At 31.7% G+C, this 15,759-nt stretch carries 11 protein-coding genes; 10 read left to right on the top strand and 1 reads right to left on the bottom strand.

What is annotated here, in order from left to right:
* The first annotated feature begins 100 nt into the window (after window positions 1-100).
* The 7 genes from KM029_RS14825 (at window position 101) to KM029_RS14795 (ending at window position 10,198) form a co-directional block, all read left to right on the top strand.
* Entirely contained in the window at window positions 101-1,726 is a 1,626-nt protein-coding gene (locus tag KM029_RS14825; RefSeq protein ID WP_144073995.1) for a mechanosensitive ion channel family protein, read from the top strand.
* Between the two features lie 2 nt (window positions 1,727-1,728).
* The gene (locus tag KM029_RS14820; RefSeq protein ID WP_215586343.1) at window positions 1,729-5,352 is read left to right on the top strand and encodes a PAS domain S-box protein; all 3,624 of its coding nucleotides are present in this window, start codon (window positions 1,729-1,731) and stop codon (window positions 5,350-5,352) included.
* 119 nt (window positions 5,353-5,471) lie between these two features.
* Window positions 5,472-5,891, top strand: a complete 420-nt coding sequence (locus KM029_RS14815) for a hypothetical protein (RefSeq protein WP_144073993.1) — start codon at window positions 5,472-5,474, stop codon at window positions 5,889-5,891.
* A gap of 37 nt (window positions 5,892-5,928) precedes the next feature.
* On the top strand, window positions 5,929-6,519 hold the full coding sequence (locus KM029_RS14810; protein WP_126615897.1) for a penicillin-binding protein activator LpoB: 591 nt from the start codon (window positions 5,929-5,931) through the stop codon (window positions 6,517-6,519).
* Window positions 6,520-6,612: 93 nt separating this feature from the next.
* On the top strand, window positions 6,613-8,004 hold the full coding sequence (locus tag KM029_RS14805; protein ID WP_144073992.1) for a COG3014 family protein: 1,392 nt from the start codon (window positions 6,613-6,615) through the stop codon (window positions 8,002-8,004).
* Between the two features lie 111 nt (window positions 8,005-8,115).
* On the top strand, window positions 8,116-9,576 hold the full coding sequence (locus tag KM029_RS14800; protein WP_144073991.1) for a sodium:solute symporter: 1,461 nt from the start codon (window positions 8,116-8,118) through the stop codon (window positions 9,574-9,576).
* A gap of 106 nt (window positions 9,577-9,682) precedes the next feature.
* Complete coding sequence (locus KM029_RS14795; protein ID WP_144073990.1) at window positions 9,683-10,198, top strand: hypothetical protein; 516 nt, start codon at window positions 9,683-9,685, stop codon at window positions 10,196-10,198.
* 29 nt (window positions 10,199-10,227) lie between these two features.
* Here the strand turns inward: KM029_RS14795 and recO are convergent, their stop codons facing one another.
* On the bottom strand, window positions 10,228-10,929 hold the full coding sequence (gene recO / locus KM029_RS14790; protein ID WP_144073989.1) for a DNA repair protein RecO: 702 nt from the start codon (window positions 10,927-10,929) through the stop codon (window positions 10,228-10,230).
* A gap of 113 nt (window positions 10,930-11,042) precedes the next feature.
* On the opposite strand from recO, the gene dnaG reads away from it, so the two are divergent.
* The 3 genes from dnaG (at window position 11,043) to cysN (ending at window position 15,511) form a co-directional block, all read left to right on the top strand.
* Window positions 11,043-13,184, top strand: a complete 2,142-nt coding sequence (gene dnaG, locus KM029_RS14785; protein ID WP_144073988.1) for a DNA primase — start codon at window positions 11,043-11,045, stop codon at window positions 13,182-13,184.
* A gap of 149 nt (window positions 13,185-13,333) precedes the next feature.
* Window positions 13,334-14,239: a sulfate adenylyltransferase subunit CysD gene (cysD, locus tag KM029_RS14780; RefSeq protein ID WP_144073987.1), complete on the top strand. Its 906-nt coding sequence runs from the start codon at window positions 13,334-13,336 to the stop codon at window positions 14,237-14,239.
* A 21-nt stretch (window positions 14,240-14,260) separates the two neighbouring features.
* The gene (gene cysN / locus KM029_RS14775) at window positions 14,261-15,511 is read left to right on the top strand and encodes a sulfate adenylyltransferase subunit CysN (RefSeq protein ID WP_144073986.1); all 1,251 of its coding nucleotides are present in this window, start codon (window positions 14,261-14,263) and stop codon (window positions 15,509-15,511) included.
* Window positions 15,512-15,759: the final 248 nt, after the last annotated feature.

Here is a 15,759-nt window from a genome sequence, read left to right as displayed (position 1 = left end):
TTGAAATTGCTTAGTTTATTTAATTGAACTAGGCAATTTCAAATTTCGCTGCCTATTTTTACAAAACAACGAACAAAAATCTCAATAATTATATATTTCAATGTCTAAGCATTTATCATATTTATTAATCTTTATCTTTTCTGCAACGAGAATTTTCGGTCAGAATACTGATAGCAATAAAAATGATCTAGTTTCTAGTTATCCAGACGATCATTCGTTCTATAACTTCTTAATGCTAGACAGTGTGGAATTTTCTTTAAGTTCTCCTTATCACACAATGCATACGCATTTAGAAAATCTTGAAGAAGAAAACTATCATCCCAATATTTCAGCCCAAATTTTTCCTTTATCATCAGGATCTTTAAAAGAGAGGAAACAATTGGCTATTGAACTAAAGTTGATTTATACTCAACAAGGTATTTATATCAACTCACAAGACTATCCACTCCAAAAAAATTATATTGACCCAAATACTAAAACTCACCGATATAATATAAGTCCTAGACTACCTAATATATATATTGAGCTTCAGGATGGAAGATGGAAGTACTCTCGTTACTCAACAAATCTAATTCATCAGATATTTGAAGAAACCTACCCTTCTTTTGCTAGAAAACTAGTGATTTACACATCCTCTTTACAGCAAATGAAAGGGAAATATTTTGGTATAAAACTTTGGCAATGGATTACGTTGGTATCTATGCTGATAATAAGTTATCTATTTTATTACCTAACAATTTGGTTTACAAAAAGAATTCTAACCAGCATATTCATTAAGTTAAAGCAAGAAAGAATAGCAAAAAAAATCCTTCCTAAATTACGAAGACCAATTGCTATGATTATCTTAATGCTAGCATGGTATTACATTATTCCTTTTCTACTTCTACCAAGTAATGTATCTTATGGATTTGCCATAATTACAAAATTAATTTTCTGTTTTTACCTTATTATTTTACTCTTTAGGGTTGCTGATATTTCAGTTCTTAGAATTGGAACTTATTCCAATCGATCAGAAGCAATTGATCAAAATTTAATTCCTGTTTTAAAAGTTTGTTTTAGAATAATTGCTATTTCTGCAGGAGTTTTACTTACACTCTATTTCTTTGGGTATGACATTACACATATCATAACAGGTATTTCATTTGGTGGTGTTGCTATTGCTTTTGCAGCTCAAGACACCTTAAAAAACTTTATTGGTTCTGTTATGATTTTTGCCGATAAACCATTTGAAGTGGGCGATTGGGTAAATATAAAAGGGCAAGAAGGTATTGTTGAAGAAATTGGCTTTAGAACAACTAGAATTAGAACATTTACAAATTCATTACTTAATATTCCAAACGGCACCTTATCTGATAGTGATATTGATAACCTTGGAAAAAGAGAATTCAGAAGGTTTAAATCATACCTTTCTGTACCTTATGGTACTCCCCCTGATAAAATTGAACAATTTATTAAAGCAATCAAAAAAGCAATAGATGATCATCCTCAAACAAGGAAGGATTTTTATGAAGTACGCCTAAATAAATTTAGTGCTAGCTCATTAGATGTACTCTTATATGTTTTCTTTATCACTAGAGATTGGAGTGAAGAATTACAAGCAAGAGAATATTTGATGATAAAAATACTTAGAATAGCGGAAACAATGTGCGTTGATTTTGCATTCCCGACGCAAACTATTCATATTGCTAATGATAATAATGATCAAGATAGTTCTGATAAAGACTGAAAATGAGTAAAGAGCAAACGAAACCCTTAAATTCATCTGAGAATATATTCAACACTTTTGAAAATGCCTTTGAAGCTAGTGAAGTAGCTACATTTGGCTTAAATAAAGATGGGCAAATTATATTCTGGAATGATGCTATGCTTACGCTTACGGACTATTATCCAGAAGAAGTAATTAGCAAACATTATTCTGAATTTATTCAGATCTTTTATCACGAAGATAAATTTTCTTTGAATGGACTTCTTCAATCACTTTCCGGAAAAATTACCACAAGAAAAGGCGATATTTATCAAATAAAAATTGGTGGTATTCCTTGTAGTAATGATGAAATTACTCATGTTTATATTTCTGTTCAAAATATTACTAAAGAAACTTTCCATGTTCAAGAACTGGTAAAAAGTAATATTCTGATGAAAGAACTATTTGGTTCTTCAAGAGAAATGGTTGTTGTATTTGATAGACAAGGAAACATTAGTTTTGCTAGTGAACCCTTTAAGGCATTAATCAAAATGTCTGACTCAGAAGTACACAAAACAAAATTTGTAGACTTAATACCAAGTAATAACAGAACAAAGTTATTAATTGGTTTAAAAATGGCTGAAGAATCAATAATTGAGCATCAGATGGAACTTACCATCGAAACTGAATCTCAAAAAAGAGTTACTGACTGTCATATATCTTATAAAGCTTCATCAAAAAATTGCTACCGCTTACACCTCTTTGATATTACTGATAAAAAGAGAAAAGAACGTGAGCAAGAAATAAGCATCACCTTTGCGAAATTATTACAATCAAATTTCAAAATTCAAGACCTATACGAGAAAGTATATCTTGCCATGAAATTGGTTGTTGATATTGATAGTTTCCTACTTATTAGAGGTAAAGTTTCTGGTAACGGAATGTACATTGCTTTTAATAGTACCAACAAAAGCGTTCTACAAAAAGAAGAAATTCCTGCAGGAGACTTTGCTTTAGAAATGGTAAATGTATTGAACAGACCAATGTTTATGTACCGAGAGGTTATAGAACGATTGGCAAACCAATACAATATTAAATTAATTAATGTCCCAGAAATTTGGATGGGACTCCCTCTGATTACTAATAATCAGAAAATGGGGATGATTGTAGTACAATCTTTTACAGATAGAAAAGCCTTTAGTAAACCTGATCTTAATCTTTTTGATCTAGCTACTGGGCTTTTAGCTGCTGCAATTATTAGAGATCAGAGCCAGTTAAAAGTAAGAGCACAAAGAGCACAATTAGAAGCTATTTTTGAAAGTGGTGCTCAAGCAATTTGGACGTTCAATAAAAAAGGAACTGTTACTCGTTTTAACCAACAATTTGCAGAATATATTAAGCAGTTTTCTGACATTGAACTAATGCCAGGAATGAGTTTAATTAATATTATTCCTGAAAATCAAAGTTTTGACAACAATTGGGATTATATCTTAAAAGATGTATTTGAAGGTAAAACCAAAACTTTTGAACATAAATTTCTAACACATATTGGAGAAGAACAATGGCACTCCATTACTTTAAACCCTGTAAGGATGCAAAGTGGTGATGGTGAAATTATTCAAGAAATTGCAGGTGTAACACAAGATATTACACACAGAAAAAAAATGGAAATTCACCTTGCTGATAGCGAGGAACTTTTCCGTAATATTTTTGAAACACTTCAAGATGTTTATTTCAGAACAAACCTAGAAGGCTACTTTACATTAATTTCTCCTTCAGTAAAAGATATGCTAGGAGAAGATCAATTAGATGTAGTTAATAAACATGTTACTGAATATTATTTGAGTGAGTCTAACTTATCTAGGTTAATGAAAGAATTAGCCATAAGAGGATATGTGAAAAACTATGAAAGTACAATCAGAAATAAAAATGGAGATGTACGTTATATATTATCCAATTTTAGACTGATTTACAATAAAGATAAAGAACCAACAGGTGTTGAAGGTCTTGCTAGGGATATCACCCCTATTAAACAATCTGAACATGATTTAAGAGAGGCAAAAGATCTTGCAGAAAAGTCTTTAGAAGTTAAAAGGCAATTCTTATCAAATATGAGTCATGAAATCAGAACACCTATGAATGGTGTTATTGGTATGGTAGACTTATTAACCACAACTCCTTTAAGTCAAGAACAGAAAAAGTATGTTTCTACAATCAAACGATCGTCAGAAATACTATTAAATATTTTAAATGATATTCTTGATTTATCAAAAATTGAAGCAGGTAAAATGGAGTTACGCCCATTACCTATTGATATTAGAGTAACCATTTCTAAATTAATTGCGCTGTTCCATCAAAATGCAAAAAATAAGAACACCCAATTAATTTCTAATGTTACAGATACTGTCCCTCAAGTAATATTAGCAGATGAAACCAGGCTTTTACAGATTTTATCAAACTTAACTTCAAACGCAATTAAGTTTACTGATAATGGTACCGTAACAATTAACGTTAATGGAGTCCAGAAATTTAATGGGATCTTTACATTAATGTTTGATGTTATTGATACTGGCTGTGGAATATCTGAAAATGGACAAGCACAACTATTTAAACAGTTTAGTCAAGTAGAAGATTCTTATAACAGAACTCAAGGTGGTACCGGATTGGGATTATCAATATCTCAAGAATTGAGTAACATGATGAACGGTGACATTGGCGTAGAATCTGAAATTGGAGTTGGTAGTACTTTCTGGTTTACAATAGAAATTAAAGAATGTAATCACCTAACTCCTACTAATAATAGCGAGGAGGTACAAGAATTATTCTCTAATAGTATCAGAATTCAGAAGCCAAAAATTCTAGTTGTTGACGATAATAGCGTTAACGTAATGGTTGCAGAAAGTATCCTGAAAAAATCTGGCTGTGTAACTTTCTCCGCAAATAGTGGGAATAGAGCTATTGAAATTTTAAAAGACGGTTCACATTCTTTTGATATTATTTTTATGGACATCCAAATGCCAAATATGAATGGTATGGAAACAACTAAAAAGATTCATCAGTTATTCCCAGAATTAAATGTTCCTATTATTGCAATGACAGCATTTACTTTAGTAGAAGAACAAGCTGAATTCCTAAAAGCAGGAATGGATGGCTTCTTACCTAAACCTATTAAAGCAAATGATTTATTACAGAAAGTAGAAGATTTAATTTCTACAAATACTACCAAAACTGAAGAAGTTACTGAAGATATTGAAATTGAAGAGCTTATTACTGAAGATGATAACGAAGGAGGAATTAGAACTGATAAAGATTTTGATTCGAACGGACTTGTTATTATTGATTATGGTATTACTGCAGAACTTGCAAAATATGGTGGAGTAGAACTCATTCAATTATCATTTGATGATTTTATAAATGAAGGAGATAGTTTGATTAATGAGTTAATTGAAGCTAAAAGTTCACATAATATCGAAAATATACGCTCCATAATGCATACTTTTAAAGGTACAGCTGCTACTATTGGGATTATGAAATTAGCTGATAAAGCAAAAATATCTGAACAGAAACTTAAAGTAAATAATGAAGATGGTCTAAATGAAGATGTCGATGATATTTTTGCCTTGTACAAAGAATTTAAAGTTACTTGGAACAAAAATTTAGGTAAATAAAATATTCTTAGATAACTTCATATTATTAAAATTCACTAAACGTTAATTAATGTTTCTTATGAAACTATTTTTCTAATAAATCGTTTGGCAAAAGAATTAATAAATTAATAATCATAACTATGAAAATAACTACAAAAATTGGAGGAGCTTTTGCTTTTCTATTAGGATTAACTCTTTTCATGTCTGTTGATAGTTTCGCCCAAAATATTGATGCTAGAAAAGAAATTTTAATTAGCAAAGACTGGACGATTACTGAAGTTAAGCGTGATAAACTCACAAAACAAGAGACTTACGCCTTAGACGAAGGAAATACATTACATTTCTCTATCGATAAAAAATTCGGTTTTAAAAATAACAGTAACGAATATCTTGCTGGCAAATGGGTAATGGGTAGTAAAAAAGAATTATTACTTGTTCATGGTAAAGGAGATGGTTCTAGTGATACTGCTTCTTCAAGATTTAAAATCGTTAGTATTTCAGAATCCAAAATAACTTTAAAGAAACTTGACAAGCCTAAAGGTAAGTTTGTCTTACAATAGCTTTTAAGTATAATTACAATTAATACAATACAAAACAATGAATTTAACGAAGAGATTTACTTTTGCAGTAGCAATTCTTTCTTTAATTATAGTAGGATCTTGTTCTAGATCTGTAACTAGAGTAGACCCAAACCAAACTATTGATATTAGTGGTAGATGGAATGACACAGATTCAAGACAAGTATCTAAAGATATGATTTCTGATGTTATGAGCCGTCCTTGGTTACCAAACTTTGAAAACTCTAAAAATAAAAAACCTGTAGTAATTGTAGGTGGCGTTATTAATAAAAGCCATGAGCACATTGAAGCAGAAACTTTTATTAAAGATATTGAGCGTGAATTTATTAACTCTGGTAAAGTAAGAGTTGTAGAAAACGATCAATTCCGTGAGCAATTACGTGCTGAGCAACAGTCTCAACAAACAAATGCTTCTGAAGAAACTCAGAAGAGAATTGCACAAGAGTTAGGTGCTGACTTTATTATGTTCGGAACTATCAATTCTACAGTTGATGAACTTAAAAAAGAAAAGTTAGTAAACTACAAAATCAATCTTGAATTAGCTGATCTTGAAACTACTGAAAAAGTTTGGATCGGAGATAAAGAGATCAAAAAGTATATCAAAAACTAATTTGATATTAAAAAAATATACCTCCCTAAAACCATAAAGGATTTAGGGAGGTTCTCTTATATATAAACCAACATACTCAACTTTTTTTTCAGTATGATCTATCGTTTTTTAATCTGTCTAACATTAGTCTTCACCGTAGTTGCTTGTGCTCCAACATTCTACCAGAAAACGTACGAATTTAACAAAGCGTTATCTGAAAGTAATTATGATCAAGCAGCAGCTTTTATGGCCGCGAGTAAGAAAATGGAAACAGGGCGTTTGGAATTTCTATACTATGTCAATTATGGTATGGTTACTTCCCTTCAAAGAGAGTTTGATCAAAGTAATCAATACTTCCAAAAGGCTGATATTTTTGTAGAGGATCATAAAAAAAGTGTTTTAGAAGAAGGTGGTGCTTTACTTCTAAATCCTAACTTAACAACTTACCCTGGCGAGGACCACGAAAAACTAATGGTAAACTATTTCAAGGCTCTAAATTACCTTGAAATGAGACAATATAACGAGGCTCTTGTTGAATGTAAGCGAATGAATATCCGTTTAAATCAGCTTTCTGATAAATATAAATCGGATAAAAAATATAAAAAAGACGCTTTTATCCATGTAATGATGGGTATTATCTATGAGGCATTCAACGATCCTAACAATGCATTTATCGCATATCGTAACGCTTTAGATATTTACGAAAATGATTATGCTAAATTATTTAAAACACCAATCCCTCAACAACTAAAGTTAGATTTAGTGAGAACAGCTCAAGAAACTGGTCTGTGGGATGATGCAGATAAATACGCTAAGAAATTTGGCATTGAAAATAAAAAGGATGAAGCATATGCCGATTTAGTTCTTTTATGGAACAATGGTATGTCTCCTGTTAAAGATGAATGGGGAATTAACTTTGCAATTATCCAAGGAAGTAACGGTTGGGTTACATTCGTGAATAAAGATCTTGGATTAACATTCCCATACTACGCAGGTAAAGATCAACCTTCTGTATCTTGGATTAGAGCTGTATTCCCTAAATATGTAGAAAGAAAAAGCTTTTATAAAGATGCTATTGTAATGGATAGTACCGGAAATAAATACGGTTTCTCTTTTGCTGAAGATATCAATGCTATCTCTTTTAAAGTACTTGAAGAAAGAATGTTACTTGAGTTTAGTAAAACACTATTACGTGTAGCTTTAAAACAAAGTGTAGCAGCAAAAGTTTCTCAAGAAAATGAAGGGTGGGGTGCCGCTTTAAGTATAATTGGTTCTGCTACAGAATCTGCTGACACAAGGTCTTGGCAATCACTCCCTAAAGATATTTCTTATTCTAGAATCCCTCTTGTAGAAGGTCAAACTTCTGTAGAAATAGAACTTACTACTTTAAAAGGGACAAAAGAAAAACGTACTATTCAGTTACCTAAATTTAATAAAGGAGAAAGAGTTGTATTACCATATTACACCCTAACTTCTTTTGATGCTCAGACGTCATCACAATTCTAGTTAAAAGAATAACTACTTATTCACCTTAATTATTGAAGATCATTCGGCTTTCTTTCAGAAGTCAATTAATCTTATCACTTTTGTGATTCAATAATTAAGGTGTTTTTTTATATGAGTATTTCTGCAATTGAAAGCTTAGGTTTATTCTTAGCCTATGTGGTATTATTATTTGTCATTTCTTTTTATTCTTCAAAAAGTAGTAACACAACAACATTTTTTACCGGAGACAAAAACTCTCCTTGGTATGCTGTAACATTTGGAATGATAGGTACCACCCTTTCTGGTATTACATTTATATCTTTACCCGGTATAGTAAAGGCTGCTTCTTTTAGCTACTTACAAATGGGACTTGGATATATTGTTGGCTATGTAGTAATAGCTTACGTTTTAATGCCGCTCTATTACTCCAATAATTTGATATCCATTTATGGTTTTCTGAATAACCGTTTTGGAAAAACTGCTTATAAAACTGGTTCATCCTTATTTATTTTATCCAGAGGTTTACAGGCTGCCGGCAAACTATTTATAATGGCTACTGTGCTACAAACCTTTATTTATGAGCCATTAGGTGTTCCCTTCTTAGTTAACGCATTTATATTATTACTGATTATTAGTTTATACACGCTTAAAGGCGGAATAAAAACAGTTGTTTGGACAGATATACTACAAAGTGCATTTATGCTTATTGCTGGTGTTCTTACAATTGTATTAATAACTAATACAATGTCTAGTTCAATGGGTGAAATTTGGACAAAAGCTACTGAGAATACTACCTATACTCAAGTTTTTTTCTGGGATATAAATGCTCCAAATTATTTTTGGAAACAGTTTATTGCTGGAGCTTTTATTGTTATTGTAATGACAGGTTTTGATCAGGACATGATGCAGAAAAACCTTACCATTAAAAAGCTAAAAGACTCACAAAAAAACATGGTAATTTTTAGTGGTATTTTATTTCTCACTCTCGCATTATTTTTATTATTGGGTGTTTACTTATACAGCTATGCAGATTTTATTCAATTAGAGTTACCTAGTAAATCAGATAAAGTATTCCCATTAATTGCACAACAAAAATTAGGTTTTATTGGAGCTAGTATATTTTTATTGGGCGTAATTGCTGCAGCTTTTTCTAGTGCAGACTCTGCTATAACATCATTAACTACTTCATTTTGTGTCGACTTTTTAAACTTAACTGATAGTAAAAAATCAAACGATGATAAAGAAAAAGTGAAAAGGTTAACACATTTTTCTTTTGCCTTTTTACTATTTATTTTAGTAATCATTTTTGAATCAATTAATAATACAAACGCACTAGATACCATACTAAAAATAGCTTCTTATACTTACGGACCACTATTAGGTTTATTTTCATTTGGTATATTAATGAATAAGAAATATCAACCTAGATATTATGTACTTATCTGCTTATTAGCACCTACTATATGTTATTTTATAAAAACTTACTCTACAGAATTACTAAATGGATATAAATTTGGGTATGAACTATTATTACTCAATGGGTGCCTTACTTTTCTTGGTTTATTCTTATCTTCTCGAAAAGTAGAGGCGTAATACAATAACAATCATTAAGTTAGATTAACTTAAAATTTAAACTATTTGTTGACGAATTGAAGTTAGATAACGTCTATAGTAGAGAACTTACACTTTAAATTCTCTAATGATGAAATCAATAACTTTCCTTATCGTAACTTCTATGATTGGCATTTTATCATTTAATGCTTATTTCATAAATACACACTCAAATACTTTTAATAAACCTGATTCTGAAGAATTTGCAATGACATATTTTGATGAACATGAAGACAACACTCTTCCTGAAGTTAAGGGTTTAAATATTGATATTGCCGAAACAATTGTTGGTAAAAAAGGTCATTTTGATAATATTTTTCTTAAAATTACTAGTGCTAATAACTTACAGGTATTAGATATTAAATGTAATGGGCATGTTGTAAGAGCTGCTGATGATGGAGAAAGTATTGAAAAAATAGATTTAGTAGGATTAAGTTTTCCAATCGAAAAACAAAAATCTGTGATTATCAACCTCAAGAAATTTATAAATACACAGTTAACAGAAACTGGTACTTATACCGTTCATGTTCAATTAAGTAGTCAAAATGATATTAATGGCCTTCCTCAGGTAATAGACAAAGAAATATATATACGATTAATATAATCAGTCCAAAAGGTGGAGTAAATCAAACTTCACCTTTTTCTCTTTTGAGATATTGTACCCATTTCTCTCAATACCTGTAAAGTTTTCAACTCTCCAAAAGTTGGAATCTGCAAAGCATAAAATTTAATTATTATATCCATCAATTGTCTTCTAAATTGAAGTGGAAATTGAGGAGCTGAATCATAAGGTGTATTTAAAAGTTGATTTAGTGCCATGATAATTGAGTGATCCTCATAACCAGCCACATCAGTTTCTTGAATCAACATTTCTCCATTTTCAATACCAAAGCCTAAATAATTACTTAACCTCATCATAAACTGTAGTGTAAAGCAATTCCAATTCGCTTTTAGCTTGTCTAACTCAATTAAACTATAAGATAAGAATTCAAAAATTTCTTTATTTCCAACTTCATCATCTCTTAAAACTTTTTCTAAAAACTCTGTAACAAAAGTAAGAATCATAGATTTCTGAGGTACAATTCTAAAAGATAATAACGGTTCTATTACCTGTACTTCTTTTACCAAATTTAAATTATTAGTTGGGTTCTCATAAACCTCCATAGCTAATAAATTTAAGGGCTGATAAAATGATGCCTTATTACTTTTTTTACTAAAAGCTCCTTTTATGATGTAATCTCTTCTCCCAAATTCTTCTGTATACACATGTACTATCAAAGAAGATTCTCTGTAACGAAGACTACTTAATGTAATACCTTTGGTTGACGCAATCATTGTGATCCTTTTGAATGTGTTATAGTGAAGTTACATCACAATCCTTTAACTTTGTAATGCCAAGAATAATATTGTTCATATTTATAGAACAATTTAAATAAGGATAGATTCTAATGATACCTCAGGAAACCGTAGAAGAAATAAAAAGAACGTTAGACATTGTTGAAGTTGTCGAAGATTTTGTTACCCTAAAAAAGAAGGGTAAATCATGGATTGGACTCTGTCCTTTTCATGTCGATAGTTCGCCATCAATGTATGTAACACCAAGCATGAACCTTTATAAATGCTTTTCTTGTGGTGCTTCTGGGGATGCTATCAAGTTTGTACAAGAAAAAGAAGGTTTAAATTATGTTGAATCTCTAAAATATCTTGCTGCCAAATATGGTATTAAAATTATAGAGAAAAAACGTTCTCCCGAAGAAGAAGAAAAGCATAAACGTAGGGAAAGTATTTACTTAACAATGAATTATGCTAAAGATTTCTTTATGCGAACTATGCAAACTTCACAAGAAGGGAAATCATTAGGTCTAGGATATTTTAAAAATCGAGGGTACAACGGAGACACAATAAATAAGTTTGATTTAGGATATAGTCTTGATGCTTGGGATGCTCTGGAAAAAAGTGCATTCGAAAAAGGATATACTGAAACATCTCTTGAATTAGCAGGTTTACGTTCTGAAAACGAAAAAGGAAAAAAATACGATCGCTTTAGAGGTAGAGTGATGTTTCCTATACATGATCTATCTGGCCGTGTAATTGCCTTTGGAGCACGTACACTCAAAAAAGATGGCAAACCCAAATACCTAAACTCTCCAGAAACAGAAATTTATCATAAAAGTGATGCTCTTTATGGTATTTACCATGCAAAAGATGCCTTACGAATAAAAGATAGATGCTATCTAGTTGAAGGATACACAGATGTTATTTCATTAAATCAATCGGGTATTGAAAATGTTGTTGCATCATCTGGTACCGCTTTAACAGAAGGACAGATAAAACAAATAAAACGCTTTACAAATAATGTAACAGCTGTTTTTGATGGAGATGCTGCTGGTTTAAAAGCTGCTATTCGTGGTGTAGATATGCTTCTTGAACAAGGTTTAAACGTTCGGGTTGTTCGTTTACCTGAAGGAGAAGATCCGGATAGCTATTGTACACAATTAGGGGGAACTAAATTTGCTGAGTTTTTAAAAGATGCAGAAACTGATTTTATTCTTTTTGCTGCAAAACTCTACAATGAAGAAGCTAAAAATGACCCTTTAAATAAAGCTGAAAAAGTTAGAGAAGTACTTAAAAGTATTGTCAAAATACCTGATACAATTCAGCAAGAGATTTTTATAAAAGAATGTGCTACTGTTTTTGATATCTCGGTTGATGGGTTGATAAAAGAACTCAACGCTTTAACAAAAAGGGAGATTGAAAGAATTGAAAAAGAGAAAACAAGAGCTCGTCGTCCGTATGAAAATCCAAATGGAGCAGGATCAAGTGGTCTTCCACCAAGTACTCCTCCTCCAAACATGCCATCTGATTTACCTCCTCCTCCGATGGATAATTTTGGAGATGTACCACCTCCATCTTTCGCTCCTGAATTTGATATTCCAGAACCTCATTTTGATGGCGAAAATGGTTATTTACCACCATTAGGACCTCAAGAAATACCAAATAGTGATCAAAAAGACGAAACTTCTTCTAGATCTACAACTGGTAACCGTTTATCTAAATTAGGTATCCATGAAGAAGAATTTATTAGAATTTTATTACTATACGGTGGAGCTTACGTAGATGATAAAGTTGGTTATATCTACGAGTACCTTTTTAATGAACTAGGTTCAATGATGCTCGAAGATGAGTTTTGCCAACAAATATTAGTTGATTATAAAAATGAAACTGCAATGGGAGAAGTTCCTTCTGTAAATCATTTCAAAGAAAAATATAGTAGTGAGAAAGACCGTAAAACTTTACAAAGAATCACTGATTTAAATGAAGAACATAAACCAAGTGATGAATGGTTTAAACGCCATAGAATTATGATTCCTACTATGGATGAAAACATTGGTAGACTTGCCTATAATTCTCTCTTACATTATAAACTCACTTACCTTTCTGACCTTATAGACCAATGCAATACAGGTTTATTAGAAGCTGAAAAAAATGGGAATGATGAAAAAATGATGGAAGCATTACAACTTTTAACCCTGTTAGTACAGCAAAGAAAAGATATTGCAACAGAACTAGGGATAACAATTAAGCTATAAATCAGCTTATTGACATAATTTCACCTCTATTTTTTAGAATACTTAAAGAATACATTTTATCTTTATCGCTTGTGTAGAATTATAGCTTAATTCAAATTACTATAAACCTACTTAAACTATAGGATACAAATAAAATATACTATACATCAATGAGTAATTATCAACTTTCACATTTGGACGAGTTGGAAGCTGAAGCAATTTATGTACTAAGAGAAGTATTTGCTCAGTTCCAAAATCCAGCACTTCTATTCTCAGGAGGGAAAGACTCTATTACTGTCGCTCACTTAGCGAAAAAGGCGTTTTACCCTGCTAAAATTCCTTTTACTTTTCTTCATGTAGATACAGGACATAACTTCCCTGAAACAATTAAATTCCGTGATGATCTAATTCAAGATCTAGGCGTTCGTTTAGCGGTAGGTTCTGTTCAAGAAGCTATTGAAGATGGTAGAGTTATTGAAGAAACTGGTGCCAATGCTAGTAGAAATGCTCTTCAAATTACTACACTATTAGATATTACTGAAAAAGAAAATTTTGATGTACTAATTGGTGGTGGTCGTAGAGATGAAGAAAAAGCACGTGCAAAAGAACGTTTCTTCTCTCACCGTGATGAGTTTGGGCAATGGGACCCAAAACGTCAACGTCCAGAATTATGGAACTTATTTAACGGAAAATACAGCCAAGGAGAACACTTTAGAGCGTTCCCAATTTCTAACTGGACTGAATTTGATGTTTGGCAATATATCTTGAGAGAAAAAATTGAGATTCCTTCTCTTTATTTAGCACACGAAAGAGATGTGATTTGGAGAGACAACACTTGGTTGCCTGTTTCTGAATTTACAGTACTTCGCGAAGGTGAAAAAATTGAGCGTAAGAAAATTCGTTTCAGAACATTAGGCGATATTACTATTACTGGTGGTATTGAATCTGATGCGGATACTGTAGAAAAAGTTGTTGAAGAAGTATCTGCTATGCGTCAAACTGAACGTGGTAACAGATCTGACGACAAACGTTCGGAAACTTCTATGGAAGACCGTAAGAAAGAAGGTTATTTCTAAAAATCACAAAGCAGCAACAAAGTGGAAATACTAAGATTTACAACAGCAGGTAGTGTCGATGACGGAAAAAGTACATTGATAGGCCGTTTATTATATGATTCAAAATCAATTTTTGAAGACCAATTAGAGCAAGTTTCAGCAACATCAAAAAGAAAAGGTCTAGAACATGTAGACTTATCTTTATTAACTGATGGGTTAAGATCTGAAAGAGAGCAAGGTATTACAATTGATGTAGCTTATAGATATTTTGCTACACCAAAGCGTAAATTTATTATTGCTGATACACCTGGTCATATTCAGTACACAAGAAACATGGTTACAGGTGCTTCTACAGCAAACCTTGCCTTAGTTCTTGTTGATGCTCGAAAGGGACTAGTAGAGCAAACTCACCGTCACGCTTTTATTGCTTCTCTTCTTCAAATTCCTCACTTGGTAGTTTGTGTAAACAAAATGGACCTTGTTGATTATGACGAAGAAGTCTTCAATAAAATTCAAGAAGATTTTAAAGAGTTTGGTGCTAAACTAAACTTAAAAGAAATTCGTTTTGTGCCTATTAGCGCATTAAAAGGTGATAACGTGGTAAATAGATCAGAAGCTATGCCTTGGTACCAAGGTGAAACGTTATTACATACTTTAGAAACGATTTATATCAGTAGCGACAACAACTACATTGATCCTCGTTTTGCTGTACAAACTATTATCCGCCCTCACTCAGATGAGTACCATGATTTCCGTGGTTATGCAGGTCGTGTTTCTAGTGGTGTATTTAGAGTGGGTGATGATGTTGTTGCACTTCCTTCTGGCTTTACTTCTAAAGTAAAATCAATCTTATCTTTCGATAAAGAATTAAAAGAAGCCTACCCTCCACAGTCTGTAACAATTACTTTGGAAGATGACATCGATATTTCAAGAGGTGATATGTTAGTTCGTCCTAACAATAAACCTCAAGCTACACAAGATTTAGATGTAATGCTTTGTTGGATGGATGATCAACCACCAAGGCCACGTGCAAAATATATCTTGATGCATACAACTAACGAAGCTAGATGTATAATTAAAGATATTCAGTATAAAGTAAACATCAATACATTAAGCCGTATTGAAGGTGATAAATCTTTAGCTATGAATGATATTGCTCGTGTAAAAATTAGAACTACAAAACCAATCATGTCAGACCCTTACAAGTCTAACAGAGTAACAGGTTCTATTATTCTAGTAGATGAAGCAACACATAACACTGTAGCTGCAGGTATGATTAGAAGAGAAAAGTAAGATTTTTCTTTAAATAATACTAAAGGGGTATTTCTGATTGAGAGCAGAAATACCCCTTTTATTTTAATTCTAAAAAAGATTATACAATTCCGCGAATATCCCCTATAAAATTGATAGAACAATTGGTAAATTTAATAGGTAAATAAATTTGTAATCATAGTTTATTTATAGTGATCTCAAAACCTTAAATCACATATATATCAAACTAATTGTCAATAACTTACGTAAGTAATAGTATCATATCTAAT

The organism is Flammeovirga kamogawensis, from assembly GCF_018736065.1.
Taxonomy (GTDB): Bacteria; Bacteroidota; Bacteroidia; order Cytophagales; family Flammeovirgaceae; genus Flammeovirga; species Flammeovirga kamogawensis.
This window is presented reverse-complemented; position numbering and strand designations above follow the sequence as displayed.

What these genes read in the sequence shown, in the direction of transcription:
- KM029_RS14825 (WP_144073995.1), top strand. Translation starts at nt 101, where the DNA reads ATGTCTAAGCATTTATCATATTTATTAATCTTTATCTTTTCTGCAACG.
- KM029_RS14820 (WP_215586343.1), top strand. Translation starts at nt 1,729, where the DNA reads ATGAGTAAAGAGCAAACGAAACCCTTAAATTCATCTGAGAATATATTC.
- KM029_RS14815 (WP_144073993.1), top strand. Translation starts at nt 5,472, where the DNA reads ATGAAAATAACTACAAAAATTGGAGGAGCTTTTGCTTTTCTATTAGGA.
- KM029_RS14810 (WP_126615897.1), top strand. Translation starts at nt 5,929, where the DNA reads ATGAATTTAACGAAGAGATTTACTTTTGCAGTAGCAATTCTTTCTTTA.
- KM029_RS14805 (WP_144073992.1), top strand. Translation starts at nt 6,613, where the DNA reads ATGATCTATCGTTTTTTAATCTGTCTAACATTAGTCTTCACCGTAGTT.
- KM029_RS14800 (WP_144073991.1), top strand. Translation starts at nt 8,116, where the DNA reads ATGAGTATTTCTGCAATTGAAAGCTTAGGTTTATTCTTAGCCTATGTG.
- KM029_RS14795 (WP_144073990.1), top strand. Translation starts at nt 9,683, where the DNA reads ATGATGAAATCAATAACTTTCCTTATCGTAACTTCTATGATTGGCATT.
- recO (WP_144073989.1), bottom strand. Translation starts at nt 10,929, where the DNA reads ATGATTGCGTCAACCAAAGGTATTACATTAAGTAGTCTTCGTTACAGA.
- dnaG (WP_144073988.1), top strand. Translation starts at nt 11,043, where the DNA reads ATGATACCTCAGGAAACCGTAGAAGAAATAAAAAGAACGTTAGACATT.
- cysD (WP_144073987.1), top strand. Translation starts at nt 13,334, where the DNA reads ATGAGTAATTATCAACTTTCACATTTGGACGAGTTGGAAGCTGAAGCA.